Source organism: Coleofasciculus sp. D1-CHI-01, assembly GCF_040218875.1.
GTDB lineage: Bacteria > Cyanobacteriota > Cyanobacteriia > Cyanobacteriales > Coleofasciculaceae > Coleofasciculus.
On record NZ_JAVJQP010000017.1, the window covers coordinates 40,393 to 63,055 of the forward strand.

General features: G+C 46.0%; 20 protein-coding genes and 4 pseudogenes. 9 read left to right on the forward strand and 15 right to left on the reverse strand.

Annotated elements, in window-relative coordinates:
- Nucleotides 1-117 precede the first annotated feature (117 nt).
- Nucleotides 118-2,772 carry a tetratricopeptide repeat protein gene (locus RIB93_RS03195; protein ID WP_446370220.1) on the reverse strand — a complete coding sequence of 885 codons (2,655 nt, stop codon included), beginning with the start codon at nt 2,770-2,772 and terminating at the stop codon, nt 118-120.
- 186 nt (nt 2,773-2,958) lie between these two features.
- Between RIB93_RS03195 and RIB93_RS03200 the strand changes: the two are divergent.
- Nucleotides 2,959-3,204, forward strand: a pseudogene (locus RIB93_RS03200) (ATP-binding protein); the annotation flags it as partial.
- Between the two features lie 6 nt (nt 3,205-3,210).
- Nucleotides 3,211-3,501, forward strand: coding sequence for a tetratricopeptide repeat protein (locus RIB93_RS03205; protein ID WP_446370346.1), 291 nt, complete (start codon nt 3,211-3,213; stop codon nt 3,499-3,501).
- Nucleotides 3,502-3,670: 169 nt separating this feature from the next.
- On the opposite strand, the gene RIB93_RS03210 is transcribed toward RIB93_RS03205, so the two are convergent.
- Nucleotides 3,671-4,246 carry a DUF4126 domain-containing protein gene (locus tag RIB93_RS03210; protein ID WP_446370222.1) on the reverse strand — a complete coding sequence of 192 codons (576 nt, stop codon included), beginning with the start codon at nt 4,244-4,246 and terminating at the stop codon, nt 3,671-3,673.
- A gap of 133 nt (nt 4,247-4,379) precedes the next feature.
- Here RIB93_RS03210 and RIB93_RS03215 point away from each other — a divergent pair, with 133 nt between their 5' ends.
- Nucleotides 4,380-5,654, forward strand: a complete 1,275-nt coding sequence (locus RIB93_RS03215; RefSeq protein WP_446370224.1) for a cyclic nucleotide-binding domain-containing protein — start codon at nt 4,380-4,382, stop codon at nt 5,652-5,654.
- Between the two features lie 155 nt (nt 5,655-5,809).
- On the opposite strand, the gene RIB93_RS03220 is transcribed toward RIB93_RS03215, so the two are convergent.
- Nucleotides 5,810-7,330, reverse strand: coding sequence for a phytoene desaturase family protein (locus RIB93_RS03220; protein WP_446370226.1), 1,521 nt, complete (start codon nt 7,328-7,330; stop codon nt 5,810-5,812).
- A 99-nt stretch (nt 7,331-7,429) separates the two neighbouring features.
- On the opposite strand from RIB93_RS03220, the gene RIB93_RS03225 reads away from it, so the two are divergent.
- From RIB93_RS03225 to RIB93_RS03235, 3 genes and pseudogenes are all read left to right on the forward strand, one after another.
- Entirely contained in the window at nt 7,430-7,744 is a 315-nt protein-coding gene (locus RIB93_RS03225; RefSeq protein WP_446370228.1) for a DUF433 domain-containing protein, read from the forward strand.
- Between the two features lie 150 nt (nt 7,745-7,894).
- On the forward strand, nt 7,895-8,407 hold the full coding sequence (locus tag RIB93_RS03230; protein ID WP_446370230.1) for a DUF1993 domain-containing protein: 513 nt from the start codon (nt 7,895-7,897) through the stop codon (nt 8,405-8,407).
- Nucleotides 8,408-8,521: 114 nt separating this feature from the next.
- Nucleotides 8,522-8,647 (forward strand): annotated as a pseudogene (locus RIB93_RS03235) (DUF433 domain-containing protein); the annotation flags it as partial.
- 622 nt (nt 8,648-9,269) lie between these two features.
- Here the strand turns inward: RIB93_RS03235 and RIB93_RS03240 are convergent.
- From RIB93_RS03240 to RIB93_RS03250, 3 genes are all read right to left on the reverse strand, one after another.
- A complete protein-coding gene (locus RIB93_RS03240; RefSeq protein ID WP_446370232.1) occupies nt 9,270-9,494 on the reverse strand; it encodes a hypothetical protein in 225 nt (74 codons plus the stop codon).
- Nucleotides 9,495-9,979: 485 nt separating this feature from the next.
- A complete protein-coding gene (hisIE, locus tag RIB93_RS03245; RefSeq protein WP_446370234.1) occupies nt 9,980-10,630 on the reverse strand; it encodes a bifunctional phosphoribosyl-AMP cyclohydrolase/phosphoribosyl-ATP diphosphatase HisIE in 651 nt (216 codons plus the stop codon).
- Between the two features lie 241 nt (nt 10,631-10,871).
- Nucleotides 10,872-11,744 carry a Uma2 family endonuclease gene (locus RIB93_RS03250; RefSeq protein WP_446370236.1) on the reverse strand — a complete coding sequence of 291 codons (873 nt, stop codon included), beginning with the start codon at nt 11,742-11,744 and terminating at the stop codon, nt 10,872-10,874.
- Between the two features lie 212 nt (nt 11,745-11,956).
- Here RIB93_RS03250 and RIB93_RS03255 point away from each other — a divergent pair, with 212 nt between their 5' ends.
- Nucleotides 11,957-12,196, forward strand: a complete 240-nt coding sequence (locus RIB93_RS03255; RefSeq protein ID WP_446370238.1) for a hypothetical protein — start codon at nt 11,957-11,959, stop codon at nt 12,194-12,196.
- A pseudogene (locus RIB93_RS03260) lies at nt 12,193-12,444 on the forward strand (HNH endonuclease); the annotation flags it as partial. The gene RIB93_RS03255 and the pseudogene RIB93_RS03260, both read left to right, overlap by 4 nt.
- A gap of 32 nt (nt 12,445-12,476) precedes the next feature.
- Here RIB93_RS03260 and RIB93_RS03265 read toward each other — a convergent pair.
- The 3 genes from RIB93_RS03265 to RIB93_RS03275 form a co-directional block, all read right to left on the reverse strand.
- Nucleotides 12,477-12,716: a 2Fe-2S iron-sulfur cluster-binding protein gene (locus RIB93_RS03265; protein WP_446370240.1), complete on the reverse strand. Its 240-nt coding sequence runs from the start codon at nt 12,714-12,716 to the stop codon at nt 12,477-12,479.
- A gap of 19 nt (nt 12,717-12,735) precedes the next feature.
- Nucleotides 12,736-14,232, reverse strand: a complete 1,497-nt coding sequence (gene cobQ / locus RIB93_RS03270; protein ID WP_446370242.1) for a cobyric acid synthase CobQ — start codon at nt 14,230-14,232, stop codon at nt 12,736-12,738.
- A gap of 164 nt (nt 14,233-14,396) precedes the next feature.
- Nucleotides 14,397-14,807, reverse strand: a complete 411-nt coding sequence (locus RIB93_RS03275) for an Npun_F0494 family protein (RefSeq protein ID WP_446370244.1) — start codon at nt 14,805-14,807, stop codon at nt 14,397-14,399.
- 279 nt (nt 14,808-15,086) lie between these two features.
- Between RIB93_RS03275 and RIB93_RS03280 the strand changes: the two genes are divergently transcribed.
- Nucleotides 15,087-15,521, forward strand: a complete 435-nt coding sequence (locus tag RIB93_RS03280) for a peroxiredoxin (RefSeq protein WP_446370246.1) — start codon at nt 15,087-15,089, stop codon at nt 15,519-15,521.
- Nucleotides 15,522-15,576: 55 nt separating this feature from the next.
- Here the strand turns inward: RIB93_RS03280 and RIB93_RS03285 are convergent, their stop codons facing one another.
- The 6 genes and pseudogenes from RIB93_RS03285 to RIB93_RS03310 form a co-directional block, all read right to left on the reverse strand.
- Nucleotides 15,577-15,969, reverse strand: coding sequence for a hypothetical protein (locus RIB93_RS03285; protein WP_446370248.1), 393 nt, complete (start codon nt 15,967-15,969; stop codon nt 15,577-15,579).
- 489 nt (nt 15,970-16,458) lie between these two features.
- Nucleotides 16,459-18,882: pseudogene (locus tag RIB93_RS03290) on the reverse strand (HEAT repeat domain-containing protein); the annotation flags it as partial.
- 93 nt (nt 18,883-18,975) lie between these two features.
- On the reverse strand, nt 18,976-19,869 hold the full coding sequence (locus RIB93_RS03295; RefSeq protein ID WP_446370250.1) for an ABC transporter permease: 894 nt from the start codon (nt 19,867-19,869) through the stop codon (nt 18,976-18,978).
- A gap of 72 nt (nt 19,870-19,941) precedes the next feature.
- Nucleotides 19,942-20,067: a hypothetical protein gene (locus tag RIB93_RS03300; protein ID WP_446370252.1), complete on the reverse strand. Its 126-nt coding sequence runs from the start codon at nt 20,065-20,067 to the stop codon at nt 19,942-19,944.
- Between the two features lie 33 nt (nt 20,068-20,100).
- Entirely contained in the window at nt 20,101-21,123 is a 1,023-nt protein-coding gene (locus tag RIB93_RS03305) for an ATP-binding cassette domain-containing protein (RefSeq protein ID WP_446370254.1), read from the reverse strand.
- A 217-nt stretch (nt 21,124-21,340) separates the two neighbouring features.
- Nucleotides 21,341-22,570 carry an esterase-like activity of phytase family protein gene (locus tag RIB93_RS03310; protein WP_446370256.1) on the reverse strand — a complete coding sequence of 410 codons (1,230 nt, stop codon included), beginning with the start codon at nt 22,568-22,570 and terminating at the stop codon, nt 21,341-21,343.
- Nucleotides 22,571-22,663: the final 93 nt, after the last annotated feature.

The window sequence follows — 22,663 nt, forward strand, 5'->3', positions numbered from 1 at the left end:
CGAGCAGTGATCGGTGAGGTAGGGCGGGTTTTGTTTTTAGTCCCTAAACCCGCCCCTACAGATTCCCTAAACCCGCCCCTACAATTGTGGCTAAACCCCCTCCTACAGCTATAGGTTTCATTGTTCAATCAATCTCCAGAAGCGATCATCTTGAGCGATCGCGTCAAAATCCAAATCAGTTCTGGCTTCCTGACGATACGCCGGATTCAGGGCGATCGCTTTCTCTAAGTTGTCGATACTGAAGTGAGCCTGACGTTGGTGAGCATAGCCGATGGCTTTCTGATAAAAAGCCGGAGCATAATCGGGTTGAATGGCTAATGCCTGATCATAGCTCTCTAAGGCTTCCTGCTCTCGTTTTAACTTGAGTAACATATTACCCTTATATGTCCAAGCCTTATAAGAATCGGGTTTCAGTTCAATCGCCTTCTCAAACGAGGTTACCGCCTCTTCATACCGTTCCAATACCGCCAAGGCTAAGCCGCGATTAAACCAGGCGACGCCATCATCCGGTTGCACTTGCACGGCTTTGTCAAAGGAATTATACGCCTCTTCGTGTTGTTGGAGTGCGCCGAGTACCACGCCCCGATTCACCCAGGCTTCATGGTAATCGGGTTTGATTTCCAACGCCTGCTCAAAGGATGCGATCGCATCTTCCCGGCGTTTCAATCTCCCTAGCATCATTCCCCGATTTAGCCATGCTTTGTAATCATCAGGCTGGATTTGAATCACCTTATTGAACGCCACTAACGCCCCTTCATAGCGCTGTAATTCTCGCAAAGTTAATCCGCGATAGTACCAGGTATCCGGGGCTTCGGGGGCGAGTTCTAGTCCCCGATCCAAGGATGCGATCGCGTCTTGGTAGCGTTGTAATTCCCACAAGGCGACACCGCGCTGATGCCAGAGATTCGAGTTATCGGGTTGTAGTTCTAAGGCTTGATCATACCGGGCGATCGCCTCTTCATAGTCACCTTGGGTAAATAAATTATCTCCCTGATTAATATAGTCCTTGACATTCAAGAAAAACTCTGGATGATTCTCATTCAATCGTTCCAGTTGTTCAGTCAGGGGTTGGATTTGTTGCAGGACATCAGATAAGGCGGATTCGGCAATTTCCGTGGGCGTAATCTCTGCCAACTTTTGCAGGATTTCCTCTTTTTGTCGCTTAGCATCAGATTGGATATCTGTCAACTCATCGGTTAACATAGACTCCAGTTTTTCCAGGCTTTGGAATGCCTGATCTTTGCGTTCTTGAATCGCCGACTGGAATTGGGAAAATTGGCTGGTAAACTCGCTTTGGATTTGACTCAAGCGTTGCCGGGTTTGGTCGCGGTTTTCTTGTAACCCCGATTGCGTCGTTGAAAGTTGACTGGTTACCTCCTGTTCCAATTTTGTCAAATTGCCCAAGGTTTGATCAATCTCTCCTTGAATTTGCGATTGGGATTGTTCCAGTTGGCGTGTCACATCTTTGCGTAATCGTTCCACATCCTCAAACGCTGTCGCTTGTTGCTGTTGCGCCCGTTGTTCAGCTTCAGTTTTAATCTCCGTCAATTGGGGCGAGAACTCTGAGGCGAGGCGTTGCAGATTCTCTAGAATACTCTCCCGTTCTTGTTTCGTGGTGGTTTGCAGTTGGGTTAATTGCTGTTTAAACTCGGTTTCCGCCTGTTGCAAATTCTGTAAAATCGTCGCTTTTTGATTATCCAGTGACCCTTTCACTTGGTCAAGCTGGGGGGTAAACTCCTTCTGGAGTTTTTCTAAGTTCTGGAGAATCCTATCCCGTTGTTTTTGTGCCTGGTTTTGCAGTTGGGTTAATTGCTGACCAAACTCGGTTTCTGTTTTTTGCAAGCGCTGGATAATCGCCGCTTTTTCCCCTTGAGCCGCCTGTTGTAGTTTCGAGAGTTCTGGGGCAAATTCGGCACTCAGTTGTTCTAAACTCTGGAGAATTCCATCCCGTTGGCTTTGGGTTTGGTTAAACAGTTCCGCCAGTTGATTACTAAACGCCGTTTCTGAATTTTTCAGGTTTTCCACCACCCGATCTTTTTCGGTGTGGGTATCCTGTTGCAATTTCGCCAGTTCCGGGGGAAATTTAGCGCTTAATTGTTTCAGGTTCTCCAGGGTATCTGTTTGTTCCGATTCAACCTGAGAACGCAGTTGGGATAAATGATCAGAAAACTCGTTATCGGTTTTAGCCAGGGCTTTTTGGGCGTCTTTAATATGGGTATTTAAATCCCGCAGTGCTTGTTGTTGAGAGTCCGAGAGTTCACTCAGAAGCTGGGATGACTCCTTCTGCTTCATGCCAATATCTTCATAGAAGTCATCAGCTTCTCGATTCAAATCATTGGCTAAATCTTCGGTACGTTCCAGAATCGCTTGTACCTGTTGATTCGCTTGATTAATCTTCCCTTCCAAGTCGGTTAATTCATTCAGATGCGCCCGCACCAAATCCGCCACCTCACGAATTACCGCCCGTCGCAACAGGAATAAGCCAACAATCGCCGCAACTAACAGCAGCGCTAAAACCGCCAGGAGGACATTAAACAGGGTGGTGGTGCGACTAAAGGCGCGATTAGCTTCCGCCTGCACCTGTTCTTGGATACGTTGTTCCTCCCGCAACTGTTCCAACTCTTGTTCCTCAGAATCAGACAGCGCTTGAGATACTGGCGCATCTTGGGCGATGGATTGAGGCTGGATAACGCCAACAGACAATAGGATAGTCGAAAAGACGACCGTACTTAACGATAGGAATGCCAAAGTCACCGAATTTATGCGCTTCATCAGAACGTCCTTTGCCTATTGCTCTCCCGTTGCCATCTGATTTCTAACCTTACCTCAAAATCACTATCGCTGACTCAAGCTAGTGGCGTGGCACAGCTAAAATGGTGGAATAGATTTGACCATTGAATCGGGCGCACGTCTGTGCGCCCCTACATTTCCGGGCGTAATTCTAATTCAATTCACCCAATGACTTCACTCCCTCCCAACCGCGCTACCACCCTGAAAGCAGCTTTTCGGGCTTGTGATGTGGGTCCCCTGCTGGGTCCAGATGTGGAACGATATTATGTGGATTTGTCAGCAGTACGGAATACGGAAGCAATTGAAGGAGTTAGCGCCCGTTTAGACTTTCTTGAACCTGCTGAATTTAGCTCAATTTTATTTACAGGACATCGAGGATGTGGTAAAAGTACCGAACTGCGGCGGATTCAGCAAGGGATAATTAAAGTTAACCAGGGGGAATTTCAGGACGCGATCGCTCTTTTTCAGCAATCTTTAGACTTAACTCAACGCATTGGTGATGTTCAAAATAAAGCCGTCACCTTAGCCATGCTAGGACAACTATTAGCGGATGAAAAAGGAGAAGTTGAAACCGCCCTCAACTACTTACAGCAAGCCCTAGACATTTTGCAGCGCCTGCAATCTCCTGAAGCTGAAACAGTCTCTAGAATTCTGGATAGAGTAAAGCGTGATAGTTATCCTGTGGTGGGCAAGAACAACGAACGAGAATAAAAGCTTCAATGTTTATAAGACTTGCCCACCCTACATAAAAATATGGGTCTATAAAATTTTTGTCTAAATCCTCTAACGTCCTCTGCGTCCCTCTGCACTAACCTCTGCGTCCCTCTGCGTTAAAAAAATACTTCCAATGCCAAAGGATATAATATAACCCCCAATCAAACTACAAAACCTGCCGATATCGCCGCGAACGATTGTTCCTACCATATAAACGATACCATTGTTGAGAACTGCGAATCGCTAGCCACAATAGAATCAGCGCAATTAATCCCCCTTGTTGAGGCGCATCAAAGGCAAAGACAACCAACGCCACACACAAAACATCTTGACAAAAAACCACCCATAACGGTAAACCTCGCAATCGAAAAAACCAGCCAACTTGTACCAATTGCAGGACAAAAGCCAATAATCCACTAACTATCCCGACAATCCAAATAAATTCCCCAGGGGCATTAGCAAACTGGGCGACAGCAATACCCATAATTGCCCCAACCCCAGGACTCAACAAGAGTTGGACAATTTGCAAGACTCGCTGTCCCACCAGCTTCTTGGAGGCAAATAATTCAAATAACGAGAAGGTGGTCAAAATACCGACTAAAACCGAAGGGTGAATGCGAGACAGCAGGGGAATTTCATTCCAGAGGTTATCGCTTTGCAACAAGCCAATCACCAATAAAGGCAAAGCAATCCTCATTCCTACTGCTGCTGCTACCGAAAGTACGGCTAGGAGTTCAATCATTGTTATCTGATGCCTGAAAGAGAAATCAATTGGTTATACCCCTGTCCTCAGTTTAACGTTTGTAGACAATTTCACATTCTTTGATGCCCTTTCTCCGATAGGATGAAAACTGACCTAAAAACGTAAGCCACCTATGCCAACGGCAGCCTTTTTTCAAGGAATTCTGGGCGCGTCTAGTTTAGCCTTAGGCGCGTCAGTGGGAGTCTTTTGGCAACCGAGTCGCCACTTATCGGCGACGATTATGGCATTTGGGAGTGGTACACTACTGTCTGCGATCGCGTTTGAAATCACGATTCCGGTCTATCGTCACAGTGGCTTTGTCCCCCTATTAATTGGGTTTATGGCAGGAGGGATGTTATTTACCGGACTGACATCCTATATTGACCAACATGGCGGATTCTTGCGTAAACCAGCATCCAGTCGCCGCTACCTGGTTGAACATGGTGCTGATCAGGTGACAGATGTCCTCAATCGCATCGCCCATATTGAGGTGATGCAAAATTTACCCCCGAAAGAACGCCAAAGAGTCGCCCTGTTTCTGAATCCAATTCACGCCAACCCTGGAGACGTAATCTGTGAAGACGGAACCCCTGGTGATTATTTTTATATGATTGTTGACGGTGAAGCCGAAGTGCGAAAGGGTCAAAAAGTTCTCGGTACGATGAAACCAGGAGAAGTGTTTGGTGAGATGGCACTCCTGACAGGAGAACCGCGATCTGCCACCGTGGTTGCCCGCACCCAAATGGAATTGTATCAGTTACACCAGGAACATTTCAACACCATGCTAACCTGGTCGCCCCATCTGGCTTGGTCACTGAGTCGCGCCTTAGCCCGACGACTGCAAGTGGCAACAGAGTCACGCATGGTTGTGGAACATCGTTTAGATCGGTGGCGACAGCAGGTTATAAATCAAGTTGAACTGGATCTGTTACTCCGGGACGATCAAATGACCCTGGAAAATTTGGTGAAACAGTCTACATCGTTTGCCATTCTGGTGGGTACATTAATTGATAATATACCAGAAGCGGCGGTAATTGGCATGAATTCTGGCAATAGCGATTTGGGCTGGTCTTTTTTATTGGCGGTATTTATTTCTAATTTTCCAGAAGCCTTATCCAGCGCCACAGGAATGAAACAAGCGGGAACGAAAACGAGTCAGATTTTAGGATTATGGATAGGTGTGGTGATTCTCAGTGGTTTATGTGCCATTGGGGGTTATTTTTTACAAAATAATACATCTGAGGTCGTTGTCGCGATCGCACAGGCTATTTCGGGCGGCGCTATCTTAGCCATGGTTGCCAGTACAATGATGCCGGAAGCTTATGAACTGGGAGGCAGTTCCGTGGTTTTCTCCACAATTTTAGGATTCCTGATTGGGTTTTTTATCTCATCCGGTCATTTAGTATAGGTAGGGACAGTTAAAGTTAACGGTGGTGATCGTCATTTGTCATTTGTCATTCGTCATTTGTAAGGGTTTGAGGTTTATTTACATAACTTAATATAGATAGCTTTATTGACACCGACCTACTTAGAATACTGTTAGTCAATTGAGCGATCGCACGATTACCCTGGCTTATCCAGATCTGCCAATACCTCGGCGGTTTGTGAGGGTGTCACCAAGGTATTGGCGCAAAGAATACCCGAACCCGCCACGGCTGGAACACCTATTCCTGGCATTGTACTATCCCCCACCCGATACAATCCCGGAATCGGTGTGTGATAACTGGGAAACATGGCTTTACCAGCCGCGATCGCAGGACCATAGGTGCCTTGATAGCGACGTAAATAATAGGAATGAGTTAGTGGTGTACCAATCAGTTCTAAAGTAATCCGTTCTCGAATATCCGGAATCACCCGTTCTAACGCCCGGAATAAGGATTGCGATCGCGCTTTTTTCTTCTCTTTATAGGTATCATCACGCTGCCAACCCTGGTAGGGTTCTAAGGTATAGGCATGAATTACATGATGACCGATTGGGGCGAGATTAGCATCCCATACCGAAGGAATGGAAATCATACACGTATTACCCGGTTCGGTAATATCCCGATTGGCATCGTGAACCACAACATGATGTCCTGTCAACCCCTCTAATCCCTCCGCCCGAATCCCTAAATGTAGGTGCATAAAACTCTCGACGGCTGGGGTTTCTAGGGACTGTTCCCGGTACGCTGTCGGTAAATCTTCTGGGCGCAATAATTGGCTGTAGGTATCCCAAATTGTGGCATTAGAAATCACCACCGGGGCGTTTACCACCTCTCCCCGTTGTAACCGTACCCCAACGGCTTTACCCCCTTGGACTACAATTTGGTCAACATGGGCATTTAGGCGCAACTCACCCCCCCAGCGTTCTAACCCGCGCACCAACGCCTCCACAATCGCCCGACTTCCCCCGACTGGGTACTCCACACCCGCACGGGAACGTTCCCCTAACATAAAGGCTACCTCAGGCGCGATCGTTCCCTGTGCTTTTAATCCCGATAACAGAAAGCATTCCACATCAATCAGCCGCCGCACCCAAGGATCACGCACGGTTTCATCCATGACTTTACCCACAGAATTCTGGACAAGTCCCAGATGGGGCAGTAATTTTAAGAGTGAGGGTAAATAACGTCCCACTAAAACTGGAATCACTTGCCAATCGGATCGCAAAGCAATTGTGGGAATCTCTCGCAACCCTTCATAGAGAGAAAGCAGGCGTTTTTCAAACTCTGCCAATTCTTTCGCGCCTTGAGGTGTAATCTCGGCTACAGCTTCTCGATATCGTTGGGCGTCACTATACACGGGTAACGTCGCTTCGGGAAAATGGTAATGTCCTAGGGGGTCATAAGCAACCGTTTCTAACGACTCGCCCAGGACATCCAAAACTTGCCGTAAGGGGTTAAGACTGGGGCGTTGGTGACTTAATCCACAATAAAATGAAGGACCCGAATCAAACTCAAACCCCCGGCGGTGGAAACTATGCGCCGCACCGCCGGGAATAGCATGGCTTTCACAGACTAGCACCCGTTTGCCATAACGGGCGAGTAAAGCACCCGCCGTCAATCCACCAATTCCGCTACCAATAACAATTACGTCTAGACTCATCAGTTTACGCGATCGCTTGACTTAATTTTTGCACCATTTTCGACCAGGCGAGTTCGTCTATCATTGTTATTCTAAGCTGTAATATTGATCAGTAATGCCATGACATCAGGAGTAATTTATCCACATATTGAGAAAGTAGACGGTGAATCAGCACGGTTGCAGCGGATACCCCGCGTGCGTGTGGCTCAGATTGTCATGGATTACCTCGCTTACGGTTGGTCAGTTGAGAAAATATGCCGTCAACATCCTTATCTAAAGCGATCAGAAGCTCATGCAGCAATGATGTACTATTTCGATCACCAAAATGAAATCGATAGTGAGATTCGCCAAGAATGGGAGCAAGCACAACAGGCAAAATCTCAAGCCTCCCTTTCTCCTTTCTTTGTACGGATGAAGGCAAGAGGGATTTTATAAGTGACTGTCGCACTATACATGGATGTTCACGTTCCTCAAGCTATTACGGAGCAATTGCGTCGTCTCGTGGATGGTGTCATGATAGGTATGCATTTTTGGGTCTTCCGTATACACTTAGACTACATGAAATAAGTTTTAAGAGATTGCAAAATGCCAAGTCAAAATATAGATTCAATCAAAACTATCTTCCAAAGCCGTCTCACGACTCTCGAACACCTCCTAAAGTCAGCTCAGACTCATTTCAGTGATAGTGAGTCGTTTCTTCAGAAGCGTATTGCGACTGATATGCTTCCCTTCGGTACACAGGTTGCTTTCACCTGCAATCAACCACGCAACTTTGCTTTATGGTGTAACGGCAAACCGATGGATAATCTAGATCCAGAAGTCACATTTATTGCACAGGCATACGAACATATAGCGAATACCAAGGGACTTCTTTCGGGCGTTAACGTCGAAGATGAAAAGCTAAGTGAGTTGACGCGCATTGATCTCGACCAGGGTCTTTATATAGAAATGTCTGGTCGCGCCTACGTGAACGACTTTCTAATTCCAAACTTCTACTTCCATCTGGTTACGGCTTACGACATTCTTCGCATGGCTGGTGTACCCATTGGCAAACGGGATTACATGATGCACTTGGTTCCATTTCTCAAGAAGGCGTGAAGCCTAACTATTCAAATGCAGCGGGCGGATCGAGAGTCACTCGGAACGGTGTAATCATCCTTAGCATCCTCCACGTCGCGGGTTTTCGCCTGTCCCGAGGGGGATAAACGGGTTTACCTCGCTTACGGTTGGTCAGTTGAGGAAATGTGCCGTCAACATCCTTATCTGAAACGATCAGAAGCTCATGCAGCAATGGTGTACTATTTTGATCGCCAAGATGAAATCGATAGTGAGATTCGCCATTAGCTTGTCCCCGGTAGCTATAAGCATCAGCTAAATTGGGATCTCGTTCTATAGCAGTATTAAATCTTTTAATTGACCTTTGGTAATTATTTTCTCTATAGTGAATAATTCCTCGTTCTAAATATCTTTCTGCCGAAGTATTGTTGTTGGAATTTAAATAGTGTCTTATTTCGTCAATAGGATCATCAAAATTTGCCGTTAAAAATAGAATAAAAAGAGATTCAAAAGTCTGTTTAATCTGACTCGCTAATTGTTCGCTAGAATAAAGTAAAACTTCATTGGGTTCAAGATGCACACTAGCTTGAATATCCTTTGTACGACTGTTCTGCCGAGTCAGAAGCTTTAACCACTCTCCCAAAGGATTAATGGGATCAAGACTTTTACCAGAAGATGAAAAGTGTAACTCACAGTTATCAGGTAGAGAAGTATTCTGAAAAATAATTTCTTTATTAAAGCTCGTCTTCAAATTTTCAATAAATCGCTTTTTCCCATTGGTTTCATCAGGGATAAGCAATCCAAAAATTAGCCGATTTGAATCAATATATATAAACAATTGAGCAAAATCATTTTTCATCGAAAGCCTTGTTATTTCGTCATAAAAAATACCTAAACAGCAGATTTAATTATAAGAATTTTGAGATACCTCAACTTTCAGTTCTAGACGCTTAATAATCTGATTGGGTAGTTGAGCCGCCACTTGACGGCAAAGCTTTTGAACTGGCTGTTCAACATACTTTTTGAATTCTGCTTTATGCGGTATACAGAAATCTTGTTCCGGTGGTGCAAGAAGGTTAAATGTTTCTTCTGAAAAGGGGCATTCCGGGTGTACAGTAACATCTGCCATTTTTCCTTATAATAACCACTAAAGTTCTTACTGCGACTGATGGCAGCAAGCCTAACTAATGACTTGCTGGTGTTAAAGCGCGATCGCACTCTTCAATCCCACCCTAAACTCCATCTGGCTCTTACCCTAGCGTAACTGATGCCAGCTAGAAAAAAGCGCGATCGCACTCTCAATCCCATCCCTAAGCTTCATCTAGCTCCTTTTGTAGCGTAATTGATGACAATCGTCGATATCAGACCCTATACAGGTTATGCTGGGGTCTAGCATTGGTGTCGCGATCGCACGATTTTGGTAAAGCTGCTGTTTAATATCAGATGTTTAATACTGATTAACCGAAGTAATTTATTGGTGATTGTACTGGTTGTCTCCGATACCATGGAAATTTTCGGGGATAGCTATTTTAAATGAGTCGTGAAACCCAACAGATGTTAGTCCATTAAAATGGACTTGAGTTCTTAGCCCGGAGTTTGAACTCCGGGCAGATGCTATCGCCTTCTCTCCTGTAACTTGCGATAAACATCCCGCACATCAATCTGGTGATGCGCTAAGGCGACTAGGGTGTGATAAAACAAATCAGCCGCTTCTGAGGCGATCGCATCTTTCTGATCATCCTTACACGCCATTACCACCTCGGCGGCTTCTTCACCAATCTTTTTAAGAATCTTATTATCCCCACCGTCAAATAGCTTACAGGTATAGGATTCAGCAGTAGGATTATCTCTGCGATCGCAAATCACCTCAAACACCTGAGACAATGTATCAGCAGGCGGTGCAGCCTTTGTCCCATCCACCTGATGAAAACAACTACGTTCCCCCGTATGACAGGCAATATCCCCCACCTGTTCCACACCAATCAGCAGCGTATCACTATCACAGTCATAACGGAGCGATCGCACATATTGCAAATGACCCGATGTTGCACCTTTGTGCCATAATTCCTGACGCGATCGACTCCAGAACCAGGTTTCCCCCGTGTCCAAGGTTTTCTGCAAGGATTCCCGATTCATCCACGCCATCATCAATACCGTACCATCCAGATAATCCTGGACAATGGCGGGGACAAGCCCCTGATCGTTATAACGGATTTTCTCAACCGGAATCGCTTGGCTAGAAGTAGAGGATACAGTCGATGACATAGTGCAGTAACGAAAGCGAGCAATAATAACTAACTTACCAGTGTTCGCCAAGAACATGGATTTTGTTGAAGCCTTTTAGCCGCCATAACACCATTGATATCCCGTAGGGTGGGCATTGCCCACCAACCTTAAATTCATCAATGGCGAAATCATTGTAGTGCGTTTAGCGAAGCCATGCCGCAGGCTTTGCATCTTGCTCGCTACTCACACCCAATTTAAATACATGACAGCTTATCTTGCCCTATATATTATCTGGATCAATCCCTAATTCTCGCAACCGTTGCGCCAATTGCTGGGCGCGTTCCTCAGCCGCAAGTGCCTGTTCTTCAGCTAATTGTGCGCGTTGGGCTTCCTGTTGGGCGCGTTCTTGGGCTAATCGAGCAAGTTGGGCTTCCTGTTGGGCGCGTTCTTGGGCGGCGATTGCCCGTTGTTCAGCCAATACAGCCTGTTCATTATCCGTGGGAATCAACTCGCCTGAAGGGGTCATCCATCGCAACCAACGTCCGTTAATCTCCCGAAACCGTCCTGACCATAATCCTAAGCTTAACCCTAATTCGGGTATCACCAACCGATTATCGGTTAAATTCACCCGTTGATATTTCCCCTCAACTAAATGAAAGATTTGCAGTTCCAAGGTATAGCGGCTAAAAATCACATAGTACGGTACCCGCAAAATCTTTTCATAAACCTGCCATTTTGTCGGTGGACTTCCAACTTGGGGGTTCGTCCGTCCAAAATCCTCATCCTCCGTACCCGGAGATAGTAATTCCACTACCACAAAAGGACTAATTTGCTCTTGCCAAATCACATAACTTAAACGCAACTCTCGCTGTTCATACAAGCGAGGAATTCCCACAACGCCAAACCAATCGGGACGCTTGTACCAGTGAGTATGATTAACATCATAATAAAGATTCAAATCGCAGGCAGAAAACACCTCCTCCCAATTCCAATTAGTTGGTTGAAAGGTTAAAAGCAGTAGCAGGGGTTGAAAAAAGTGAAACTCATCGGGCAATCCAGGGTCCTCCGGATTATCACTGGGTAAATCATACATGGTCGGCAAGGTTTGCCGGGGAGAATCTGGGGGATTGGATTGGGTGGGCAGACGAATCATGATCAGAGGTGTTGATTACTGTAAATCTATTCCATCATTTTAGCGGCGTTACAGCGTTTTCAGGCTCGATGTGATACACCGTTTTAGAAGATGCTGTATCCGAGCCGTATTGGGACTGACGCTGGCTCTACTGTTAAACCTCCATCTGTAGGGGGAAAGTTTAGGTTAAGCTAGTATCATAGTCAACAGAAAACAGAGATTCACTGATCATAATGATTGCTCAAACAATGGTGCAACCCTCATCCTGGGTTGAAACTGGCATTAAGATTCAGCGAGTACGCAATTTATATCTGTTCAAATTCACAGATGCCCTTCAAGTTCGTTTGGATGAGCTTTCTGAACGCCAAAAAGAGGTAAGTCTTAATCAAGATGAACAAGCTGAACTCAGTGGGCTTTTGGAATTAGATCGTATCTTTACCCTGTTGAATGCCCGTATTATCGCTGAATCATGACGTTGAATGATAATGTTAAGCGACAGGTACGGAAAAGGGCAAACTATTTATGTGAATATTGCCACTCCTCAGAAGAAGCCAGTGCTGCTAATTTTGCGATTGACCATATTATGCCTCGTTCATTGGGAGGGGCTGATGATTTAGGAAATCTAGCCTTAGCTTGTCAGCGTTGTAATGGATATCGCTACAATTTCGTAACAGGGATCGATCCAATTACTCAAGAAGAAATTCAAATGACAAATGACAAATGACCAATGACTAATGACTAATGACCAATAACTTACCAGGTTGGATCACTATAGAGATTAATCGTAAGCTGTTCCTGACCCGGTGGTACAGCCGAGATACAGGCGCAAATTGTTTCCCCGTCGTTAATCTCAACCTCACAAGCATGACAGGAACCCATCAGACATCCTGTGGGAATGAAAACGCCAGCGCGTTGAGCCACTTGCAGTAGCGGTTCTCCCACTTCTGCATTAATCGTGACATCATCGGGTAAAAATCGAATGGTAACACTCATAAACAGGTTTGCTATTAACTCACGTCAAGTTAGGTATAATAGTGCTTAAATCCAAATGAGTCTCTACGCTATCAGCTAAGGAATTCAAAACCACTTCGCGCTGCTCTCGATAGTCGGGAATACCCGTTGGCAAAGACGCAAGTCCACGTTGATGTCGCAGTTGATTCAACCACGCCCGTCGCCAAGGACCATTATCAAATAAACCATGAAGGTAGGTTCCCCAAATGGACTGAGTGATATCGACTAACCCTAAACCAGGATCATCAAACAGGGGTTGATAGGCAGATTTATTATCCGTGGTTTCTGAGTCAATCAGTCGAGAACGCCCTTGATGGATTTCGTAACCCGAAACAGGTAAACCGACTTGGGGATAGTTAGAGGTTACGAGACGCTGACGTGCTACTTTTCTGGCGGTAATAATTGTTTTAATCGGTAATAATCCTAATCCTTGATATTGTCCCGGTTCATCTTCAATGCCATCGGGATCAAGCAGGGTTTGACCCAGCATTTGAAACCCACCACAAATCCCTAAAACGGTACCCCCCGCAGCGGCATAGTTTTTAATCTCTTCAAACATGCCTGTTTTGTGCAACACGAGTAAGTCGCTAATGGTGGTTTTTGTCCCCGGCAAAATCAGGGCGTCGGGATAGCCGAGGGATTGATTCGGTGTTAAATATTTGACACTGACCGTCGATTCAGCTTCTAGGGCGTCAAAGTCGGTAAAGTTAGAGATGCGGGGAAAACGAATGACCGCCACCGTTAATTCACTATCCCGTTTTCTCTTATTGTAGCGATCCAGTAATGCCAAAGAGTCTTCGGCAGGAAAGAGCTCATTGATCCAGGGAATCACCCCAATGACAGGAATTCCGGTGCGTTCTTCGAGCCAAGTGATCCCTGATTCCAACAGCGATCGCTGTCCTCTAAACTTATTAATCACGATACCTTTAATCAAGACTCGCTCATCCGGTTCCAAGAGCTCCAGAGTCCCAATAATATGAGCAAATGCGCCGCCGCGATCAATATCTACTACGAGTAACGTTGATGCATTTAAATGCTTCGCTACCCGCATATTGGTTAAGTCACGGTGCTTCAAATTAATTTCTGCTGGACTCCCTGCACCCTCACACACGACAAAATCAAACTCATGACTCAAACGCCGCAGCGACTCTTTAATCGCTTGCCAACCCCGATCAAAGTACTGTTCATAATAATCCGCCGCGCCGACTTTACCCGCCACTTGACCCATGAGAATGACTTGAGAGGTCATATCCCCCTGGGGTTTAAGTAAAATCGGGTTCATTTCGACACAGGGCGTCACATCAGCCGCCCAAGCTTGAACCGCTTGAGCATGTCCAATTTCGCCTCCATTGGTAGTGACATAGGCGTTGAGCGCCATGTTTTGTCCCTTAAATGGAGCCACACGCCAACCGCGCCGGGAAAGAATACGGCACAAGGCGGTAGTAATAAAGGATTTTCCTGCGTGGGAGGTTGTTCCCACCACCATCAGCGATTTCATAAAGCGGGTTAAGAGTTATCGGGTAATCAGAACGAATAGAAGCAACCCTCAGACTATGCACTTAGATTGAATGTCACTGACTTAAGCGTTTGTAGTGAGCGCTTTAGCGCTTGAGGCACGCTTCGTGCCGACTACGAACTCATATTATTTCAGTGCTATTCTACTTAGATTGGTAATCGCAACCAACGGTTCCAGGCGTGAGCGATGCGATTCCAAAGGGATGGCGGAGGTAATGACTCGCCTCGGCTTGCCCATTTTTCCACCAGTTGACGACCCAAGGGTGTGAGACGAAAACTGTCGGTAATACCTTGACCATCAACTTCTCGCCGCAAAACGCCGACTTGAATCAACCACAGTAAATCACGTTCGGCTGCCAACTCGGATAAGGGACTTTTAGTATAGCCCTGTTCTATCCCTTTTTGCGTCGCGATCGCGAGTAGGGAAACACTGGTTGAACGCATCTCCTTATACAAGGTTAACTGGAAGGGCAGACAGCGCAACGCTTGTTCAGCGCGTTTTATGGTGCGTTCTGGATAGTGAACCGACTGGGCTTTTTCAGAGGAAATAGATGTCATTGCAACTGGATTAGCTCCTGGAAACGCTGGTAAATCCTACGTTTAGACCTCTTTTTATCTTACCAGGGGGCTTGGGGAAGCCTACACCATAATCTTTGATTTGGTGTAGGAGGATGTCACCTTAACCTCACAGGAGAGGGCGACCCGAGTTTATTGAGTGGATTGGTGTTGTGAATTGGTGCCATGCGGGTTGCCCCTACACGGCATCTAGACTGAATAAAGCTTCCGAAGGTAGTAGGATGAAAAATAGTTAAGTAGTCAACACAGGGAAAAAGACTTATGGCTTTAAGCATTGGTGATAAAGCTCCGGCATTTACCGCCAAAGATGATGCAGGGAAGACCGTTTCCCTGTCCGACTTGGCGGGAAAAACAGTAGTTCTCTATTTTTATCCCAAAGACGATACCCCAGGTTGCACCAAGGAAGCTCAAAGCTTCCGGGACAACTATGCTGAATATCAAGGCAAAGATATGGTTGTTCTCGGTGTCAGCATGGATGATGAGACATCCCATAAGCAATTTAAGGAGAAGTATGGCTTGCCTTTCCAATTGCTCGCTGATCCGGATGGCACGCTTACCAAAGCTTACGATGTTGAAGGCGGTGGTTACTCCAAGCGCGTCACTTATGTGATTAACGGTGAAGGTACGATCACTTATGTTGATGAGAAGGTGAAAACCGATTCCCATGCTCAGGATATCCTAGCTAGCATGAGCTAGCCGCCTTGTTCCCAGGCAAAGCCTGGGAATGGTTTCAGGACGGTTCTACTTCCAGTTATCTAATGCCTCCCCCAGCCGGAGTAGACGAGTTATTGGGTTGAACGGGCTGTTGATTTCTTAACCGTTCTCGTTGTAGCTGTCGGAACTCTTGCGTGGCATTGTCTAAGTTTTGATCCAGTTCGCTGTTAAACGCCTCAGAATCAACGCCTAAACGGGAGCGATGGATAAAATCAAAGACATTAAAGCCACTGTTACCCGTTGTTCCCGTAAGTGAATCTCGCTCATTTTGGCGATTATCCATATCTTCGAGGGGATTTACCCGTTCAGTAGTCTGTGCGATCGCTCCTTCAGGGATAATGATTGAGGTCATGCTAACAACCACTCCTAACCCTAGGGAAGCGAACAGGGTTGAGGTGAGTGCCGGAGTCAATAGGGTGCTGATCTTCATGGCAATTAACCTGTTTATTTAGAAATACAATTAGATTTCCATAAGGACACGGCAGTGCCGTGACCCTACTATAGCGCCTCCAATTATTTTTATCTGGGATTTTTTCCCGATCGCTATCATCAGCCATCTCTTTCTTAACACGTTTCGAGAGCGATCGCTCTTTTAATTTCCGGTAGGGGCGACCCGCTTGCACAAATTGACAACTGTGTCCACTCAATTTTATCGGGTCGCCCTTTCTTTTAACAGGGAGTCTAGATACCTGAGTCGGGGCGGGTGTAGTGGCGTGACACAGCTAAAATTGTGGAATAGATTTGACGTTTAAACCGGGCGCACGCCATGCGCCCCTACAATTCTAATCCACCAAATAAGGTGTGCCACGCCAGTAGGGTGCGTTAGCGTTCGCGAAGCGTTCCCGCAGGGTAGCGTTCCCGAAGGGTAGGGTAGCGTAACGCACCTTTGCAACCCAAAAGATAGTCGTGAAACCCGCCCCTACACTAATTGTGCCAATTTTTTCTGGGCAAACTCTCTAACTTTATCATCAGGATCATTTTCGGCTCTGTCGCGCAGCAAGGGTAGAGTCTGGGGATTATCAGGATATTGTTTTATAATGATTTCAATGGCTAATTGCCGAGGATTTCTTTGCCTGTCTTTCTCGCGCACAAAGGGATCATTGAGAGCGCGATCGCGTAATAATTCAAATAGCCATGGCTCATATTTCCATCCTTTGGCTATTTCTTTCACCGCTACAAATCGTACATTATCGTCATCATCATATTGGGCTTTTTGTTTCAGCATAGGTAAGGTGTCTGGGTCATACTTCCAGCCTTTAGCTATTTCTTCCACCGCTGCACGTCGCACAAACTTATCGTCATCAGATTGGGCTTTTTGCTTCAGCCAAGGTAAGGTGTCTGGGTCATCTTTCCAGCCTTTGGCTATTTCTTCCACCGCTGCACTTCCCACAGCCGAATCGTCATTAGATTGGGCTTTTTGTTTGAGAATAGGTAAAGTGTCTGGGTCATTTTTCCAGCCTTTGGCTAATTCTTGCACCGCTGCATGTCGCACAGCCGAATCGTCATCAGATTGGGCTTTTTGTTTCAGCATAGGTAAGGTGTCTGGATCATTTTTCCAGCCTTTGGCTAATTCTTGCACTGCTGCACGTCGCACAAACTTATCGTCATCAGATTGGGCTTTTTGTTTCAGCATAGGTAAGGTGTCTGGAGAATCATGCCAGGTTGTCGCAATTGCCGCAACCGCTTGAATACGAATTTCTCGAACTAAAATGAATTCCCTGATAGATGATTTGTAATAGTCAGGTAAGTCATACTGAATTAACCCCTTAATCTGGTTCAGTAATTGATTCGCTGTCGATATGATAACCGAACGATTCCTCACCTCAGACAGGCAATCCGCCGCTAGAAACACATTAATAAACTTTTCCGCTTCTCCCGACTGATTCCTCAAATAATCTATAATCTCCCCAGCTAACCTGGGTTCAATCATCCCCACAATCAGCCGTAACACTTCATGCCAAGACTCATCCTGCCAATGCTTGCCAAAAACCTCTGTTTTCAACCCCTCCAGAGAAATTGTTCGTTCCTTCTCAAACCGCCAAACATATTCCCAAGCGCAGAAATACTCCAAAAACGTCCGATGCACAAAGGCATAATAATCCGCCCCCATGAAACATAAGATAAAATTCCGTTCCCGCAGTTGCTTAATCATCACCCTCGCCACCGCCCTGGAATTATTGATATCTAGCGTTTTCAGATACTTGGTCAAAATTCCTTCTAACTCATCCGCCGCAATCAGATTACCCGCTAAACCTTTCTCTGCTGCTTGCATCTGATAAGCTACCTGACGCAACATCTCCTGCTTATCTTTATAATCAATGGTTTGAATCTCTAACTGCTGATGTTCTACTAACGCCCGTTCCACATCCCATTGATGCAGCAATACCCGCGACGCTTGGTTGTATAATTCAGGTCTATCTCTGGGTAATTCCTGATTGCGATTTAATATTGCCATCATTGTCAGCAATAAGGGATTTCCAGCCAGTTCGCGAATCGCTTTTGAGGTATCAATTGCCCGTTGGAGTCGTTCCCGCTTCCTCTGTTTATCCACTTGATTGGTAAAGGTTAAATCATGCCAACGGGTAATAAACTCCTTAACCTGATTTGCCTCCAAATCTTGCAACATAAAATGATAAAACTCGGCATCTCGTAACCGCTGCGGTTTATAGCCAATCACGCGAGACGTAACAATTACCCGCACATCAGGATAGTCATTGGTGAAGCGATGAATATCGGTAATCACATCTTCCCGTTTTCCCGGATCAAATACCTCATCCAAGCCATCAAACATGACCAAAGCATTTCCGGCTTTTAACTGTTCCACCAGTTCACGCTGATTCAGATGACAGACAATCCCACTGCTATCATGAAAAAATTCCAGGAAATTCTTACATTGTCCCGCGTCGCGATTCCGCATATAGGTGCGTAATTCAATCAGCAGCGGTATCGGCTGAAAATTGGCGTCATTGGGGGTATAATTTGCCCAATCTAATGCCAAATATTGTAACAAGGTAGACTTGCCAGAACCCGGATCACCCAGAATTACCAGATAACGATAATTATCTTTATCGTTAATAATTTCATTGATGGGGCAGATTGGCTGTTGAGAATAAACCTGTTTATAGTCGGTTAACTCTTCCACAGACACATCCGCGTCAAGTAGATGACTCTCTCGCAGTCGCCGTTGATGTTCTTTGGGGAGTTCATAAACTTGGGGTAATACCTGATGAACTTGTCGCACATTTTGGGGAATAAAAACTTGCCCAAGTTTCAGTTCATTATAGGCGCAGCCTGTGGTGTCTAAACTGGATAGGTTTAAATGACTGTAGCGTTCCCGTAATCCTGTTTACTATTTAAATTAAAGTGGGTGGGACCCTGCCCACCCTACGGTATATCAAGGGTTTTAACGCTCCCAAACTGCCAAGTTTCAATGCCATTAAGCAAATCGACGCCGCAACAATGGACTAATTAGAACTAAGGCGATAGTGGCAAAGCCAAACAAGACTAAAACAGCCCCGCCAAATGTAATTGAAGCCCAAGGTGCTTCCATGACAACACTACCTAAAGACCAATCTCCGTGAAGGTAGAGATAGCGAATTGGTTCAATCGCATAACTCAAGGGATTGAGACTGGCGACAAACTGCAACCATTTTGGCATAAAGGATAGCGGCGCTAGGGCGGTGCTGGCAAATAAGAGGGGTAAGTTGGTGACAAAAATGACGGCAATTAGTTCAATATGACCCGGAAGCACAAATGCGAGTCCTAAACTTAATGCTGTCATCCCGATTACCAGCAAGAAAACAATTAACGCGATCGCACCCAGTCCGGCTATATTGGGAACACCCGCACCCATCACTGCACTAGCGGCGACAATCACCACGGCTTGGATAAAACTGAGGGCGACGATATAGATAGCGGATGCGGCGACAATGGAGAAGCGAGACGCCAAAGGTGCAACAAGTAAGCGATTAAGAAAGCCAAATTCCCGGTCAAACATCACGGGTAAGCCAGCATTGAGCGCACCAGCGAAGGCGGTAAATACAATTACACCAGCACTCAAGAATTGGGCGTATGATAAGCTTTCGCCAAAGAGTCCTTTTGGCGCATTTTGAAATAACGCCCCAAACAGAATCAGCCACATCAACGGCTGAATCACGCCAGCGATTAATGTAGATGGGCGTCGTTGCAATTGGATAAACAAGCGCTTAGTGAGTGCCAAGGTTTCTTGGACAAATTCACCCACACCCGCCTTATCGCTGACGGGGACTTGACTTACTACGTCAGGTTGCCAATTAATTTCCGGTTTTGATGGTGTTACAGTTCCACTCATAATGTTATTTGTTATTGGTTATTTGTCATTTGTCATTTGTCATTTGTCATTCGTCATTTAGTCGGGGCGGGTTTAGTTACATCTGGGTGTAACTAAAAAGATAGTAGTGAAACCCGCCCCTACATAATCTCCCCCATCTCCCTCATCTCCCTCATCTCCCTCATCTCCCTCATTTCCCCCAGCTCCCAGACGTAGCATGCTACGTCTCTACAAGCTCCCCCTGCTCCCTCATCATTCCTTCATCCGTTGCTTTTTCTCTGCCTTCACATCTCGTGTTCCCGCCGCCGCGAGTTCAGCATCCATTAAGGTTTGACCTGTGGCGGCTAAGTAGACATCATCTAAACTGGGTCGGGATTGGGCAATGCCAAAGATGGGTAATCCGGCGTCTTTTAAGGATTGCTGAATGTTGGTCAATGCGTCACTTTGGGGTTTGACGACCAAGTTGAGGGAATTTCCTTGCGCCGTATTAATAATCACTTCTTGGACAAAGGGTAACACCTCCAGCTTTTCCTTGGCATTTTCGGCTTCTTCCAGGGGTGAGAATTCCCGGATGCGGAGGGTTATGCGATCGCCTCCTACGTTATCCTTTAACTGAGAGGGCGTACCTTCGGCAATGACAACTCCTTTGTCGATAATTGCTACGCGATCGGCTAAAATATCTACTTCTTCCAAATAGTGGCTGGTAATAAATATGGTTGTGCCAGCGTTTTGCAATTGACGCAGGAAATTCCACACCACTACCCGACTCTCGATATCAAGCCCTACGGTGGGTTCATCGAGAACTAACACATCGGGTTTATGGAGTAAGCCGGAGGCTAAATCCAGACGCTTGCGGATTCCGCCGGAGTAGGTTCCTGTCTTTTTATCGGCATACTCCTGCAAGCCCAGCACCTCTATCATGGTATTGACGCGCTCTTTGGCAATGGTGCTGGGTAGGTGATATAAATCCGCTTGTAGTTGCAGTAACTCGCGACCCGTCAACACTTTGTCTAATGCTACTTCCTGGGCGACATAACCGATGCGGCGGCGGACGGCTCTAGGATTCGCGATCGCAGAAATTCCCGATACCTCAATCTTACCCGCGTCGGGTTTACTTAAGGTACACAGACAGCGAATCGTTGTGGTTTTCCCCGCCCCATTCGGACCAAGTAAGCCAAAAATCTCACCCGGTTCGACGTTCAGGGAGATGTCCTTCACGGCTTCGACATCCCCGTAGTATTTTTTTAGGTTCTCGATTAAAACGGCAGCAGCCATATATCGTTCTATACCTGAGTTGGCTATACAAATCTATACAATTAGCTGTTTTCACTATTGTAAGGGGTTTGTCGGCAGTGGGGGGAGAATTGGGAGAAATGCACATTTATTTCAAGTTGTCAACCTGCTAGGGCTTTAAATTTGTAGTTGAGGTTAACAAGGACAAGGGGAGAAAGGAAGAGAGCCAATTAGCTGTGTCACGCCACTACAATTTAGCTCAATTCGACTTATTCAGGTTTAACCGAAACAAAAGAAACTGTGTAATCTGTGCTTGATTAAAATTATCATCACTGACTAATACCAAACTCTGACTCCCATCTGGCAACCGTGAACCTAGAGTCATCCCTTCCAGATTATCTAAATAAATTCCCAAAGTACTTAAATCAAGGAGCAATTTTTTCTTCACCGGATCAAGGCGAGAAATATTCCCCTTGAGACTGGCAACATTAGATGTATCGGTTGCCCCACCTAGGGTTAGTTGATAAATTTGGGCGCTGAGTCCAAACAACCCATAACTCCGTTCTAAACTAAGAAAGTGACCTTCTGTATCTAATGCCACTAATTCAGACAAGCCATAATCAATTGTTCCTTTGGGGGCGGGAGCCAGTGGATACAAATGTTCCGCTACTAGCATGGGTGGTGCAATGTCGCTGATTAAATAATGCAGCAGCCGAATTCGGGGAACCTCGTCTGAATCTGGGGGTAAACTATCTTGAATTAACGCGGATTCCGTTGCTGTAAATAGGCGAAAAGGATCGCCACTAGCCGCCGCTAACGTAATTGGTTCTAAGGTTAACGCTTCAAAGCCTAGGTTCTCTTGTACGCCACGGGGAACTTGTTCCTCTTCTGTAGTATTATTCGCCAGAAAGCGGTCAGGAATTCGCAAGCGTTGCAACGGTTGTCCCGTTTGGCGGTCAAATTCTTGAATAAAGGGTTCAATTCCCTGACTGGGAACCCCTTCAGTGGAAATAAATACGCTACCTTTACCGGATAGGGCGATGCCTTCGGGGTCAATGGTTCCGGAAGCATAGGGTTTACCGTTTTCGTCTTTTAGAACGGTTACATCCTCCACGGTGACGGATTCAATCCCAATTTCTCCTGCCGAGTTGCGGTTAATCGTCAGCGCCAGGGTGTAAAATCGGGCGGGTGCGAGATTTGACCGATCATCGGACAGTGCCAAAAAACGATCGCGATCGCGATCATAGGAGAGGGCGGATAAGCCGCCAACGGGAGTATCCTCAAACCTCATCGGTTTGGGTAATTGATACTCCGCCAAAAAGTCCAAGGATAAATCCAGAAACGTGCGCTGTTCGGCGGTTCTAGCGGTAGAGGGACTACAGCTCGTCGTCAACAGAATCAATAGCGCGATCGCCACGACGAAGAGTCGAGATAATAGGGGGCGAAATCTATTGATTTTTAATGGATTTTGTGTTAATGGCTGAATCATAAAAAATGTCAAACGTCTTAGGGGAGGGGTTTCCTTGAAGAAACTCTAAGTTGATTTTAAACGTCAATGGTGATTACGTTGGCAGATAAGATA

Bases quoted from the DNA above. Each gene is read 5' to 3' on its own strand.
- RIB93_RS03210 (WP_446370222.1), bottom strand. From the start codon at position 4,246: ATGATTGAACTCCTAGCCGTACTTTCGGTAGCAGCAGCAGTAGGAATG.
- RIB93_RS03275 (WP_446370244.1), bottom strand. From the start codon at position 14,807: ATGACATCTATTTCCTCTGAAAAAGCCCAGTCGGTTCACTATCCAGAA.
- RIB93_RS03285 (WP_446370248.1), bottom strand. From the start codon at position 15,969: ATGAAGATCAGCACCCTATTGACTCCGGCACTCACCTCAACCCTGTTC.
- cobQ (WP_446370242.1), bottom strand. From the start codon at position 14,232: ATGAAATCGCTGATGGTGGTGGGAACAACCTCCCACGCAGGAAAATCC.
- RIB93_RS03255 (WP_446370238.1), top strand. From the start codon at position 11,957: ATGATTGCTCAAACAATGGTGCAACCCTCATCCTGGGTTGAAACTGGC.
- RIB93_RS03310 (WP_446370256.1), bottom strand. From the start codon at position 22,570: ATGATTCAGCCATTAACACAAAATCCATTAAAAATCAATAGATTTCGC.
- RIB93_RS03265 (WP_446370240.1), bottom strand. From the start codon at position 12,716: ATGAGTGTTACCATTCGATTTTTACCCGATGATGTCACGATTAATGCA.
- RIB93_RS03195 (WP_446370220.1), bottom strand. From the start codon at position 2,772: ATGAAGCGCATAAATTCGGTGACTTTGGCATTCCTATCGTTAAGTACG.
- RIB93_RS03215 (WP_446370224.1), top strand. From the start codon at position 4,380: ATGCCAACGGCAGCCTTTTTTCAAGGAATTCTGGGCGCGTCTAGTTTA.
- RIB93_RS03295 (WP_446370250.1), bottom strand. From the start codon at position 19,869: ATGAGTGGAACTGTAACACCATCAAAACCGGAAATTAATTGGCAACCT.
- RIB93_RS03300 (WP_446370252.1), bottom strand. From the start codon at position 20,067: ATGCTACGTCTGGGAGCTGGGGGAAATGAGGGAGATGAGGGAGATGAG.
- RIB93_RS03240 (WP_446370232.1), bottom strand. From the start codon at position 9,494: ATGGCAGATGTTACTGTACACCCGGAATGCCCCTTTTCAGAAGAAACA.
- RIB93_RS03230 (WP_446370230.1), top strand. From the start codon at position 7,895: ATGCCAAGTCAAAATATAGATTCAATCAAAACTATCTTCCAAAGCCGT.
- RIB93_RS03305 (WP_446370254.1), bottom strand. From the start codon at position 21,123: ATGGCTGCTGCCGTTTTAATCGAGAACCTAAAAAAATACTACGGGGAT.
- RIB93_RS03220 (WP_446370226.1), bottom strand. From the start codon at position 7,330: ATGAGTCTAGACGTAATTGTTATTGGTAGCGGAATTGGTGGATTGACG.
- RIB93_RS03250 (WP_446370236.1), bottom strand. From the start codon at position 11,744: ATGATTCGTCTGCCCACCCAATCCAATCCCCCAGATTCTCCCCGGCAA.
- RIB93_RS03225 (WP_446370228.1), top strand. From the start codon at position 7,430: ATGACATCAGGAGTAATTTATCCACATATTGAGAAAGTAGACGGTGAA.
- hisIE (WP_446370234.1), bottom strand. From the start codon at position 10,630: ATGTCATCGACTGTATCCTCTACTTCTAGCCAAGCGATTCCGGTTGAG.
- RIB93_RS03280 (WP_446370246.1), top strand. From the start codon at position 15,087: ATGGCTTTAAGCATTGGTGATAAAGCTCCGGCATTTACCGCCAAAGAT.